This is a genomic window from Gilliamella sp. wkB18 (genome assembly GCF_001690875.1).
Classification (GTDB): Bacteria; Pseudomonadota; Gammaproteobacteria; order Enterobacterales; family Orbaceae; genus Gilliamella; species Gilliamella apicola_A.
In genome coordinates, this window is record NZ_LZHM01000075.1 from 1 (window position 1) to 951 (window position 951).

Annotated in this window: 2 protein-coding genes; both read left to right on the top strand. The window is 37.5% G+C overall.

Features of this window, described 5'->3' with window-relative positions; all coding sequences use genetic code 11:
• On the top strand, positions 1 to 406 hold a 406-nt coding region (locus A9G48_RS11660), incomplete at its 5' end, for a DUF6708 domain-containing protein (RefSeq protein ID WP_218057853.1).
• Between the two features lie 29 nt (positions 407 to 435).
• Positions 436 to 951 (top strand): DUF6708 domain-containing protein (locus tag A9G48_RS07775; protein WP_141672983.1); only part of this gene is annotated, 516 nt, incomplete at its 3' end.

The following is a 951-nucleotide window of genomic DNA, read 5'->3' on the forward strand; positions in this document are numbered from 1 at the left end:
ACATCACCCTTCGGTATTTTTACAACCGAAAAAACGCCGAATAAAAGAATATGATTGGGACGATTTGCACGGTGTTATTATTCATAATATGTCACGTAATGCCTTAAGTTCAACCGTGTTAATGGTCTGCCAACCGGGCACGCACCAAGTGATAGATCATATTATGTTAGATCCTATGCGAGCCGGTGCAGGAAGTACATTTGTTTGGGGGTGGATCAATAGTTTTATGGTGCATTATAAATCTGCCAATATCGATGACGGTGAATATAAGTCAGATCAAGAAGCGGAATTTAAAGCCCATAGGATTGAAGGGCAAGGTTGGCCCGAATGGATGGTCGAAGCGTTTAATGCCACATCGCAAGAAGAACTCGCCGAAATCAAACAACGGCACCATATAACGGAATAACCCAGATGATTAAGGAATAAGAAATAATTATGCCATCAAAATACCGCCCGCAAATTTTTGGTTGGTTTGGGGATCTAGATAAAGGTCCACGTTTAGTGCCCCTGCATGACGATCGCTTAAGTTATGCCAATAATACCTATTGTGCCTTTATTCGTCAGGATCACAATGATCAGATTTTTTATGCTTGCCTTTACTTTGTTGCAGCTATTTTCGGAAGTGGAATTATCATTGGATCTATTTGGTTAATGATTCATCATGATAACTCTAAAATAGAATTTATTGATATTGTTGTAATTTTGAATTTTATTACCTGTTGTGCAGCTATGTATTATGTTATTCCCCAATTGTATTATTATCTACTCTCCCGCCGTGGCAGCCCCATTATATTTAATCGTAAAACCGGTAAAGTCTATGTTAACGAAAGTTACTTTTTTAACTTTAAGTTTTTACATCACCCTTCGGTATTTTTACAACCGAAAAAACGCCGAATAAAAGAATATGATTGGAACGATTTGCACGGTGTTATTATTCATAATATGTCACGT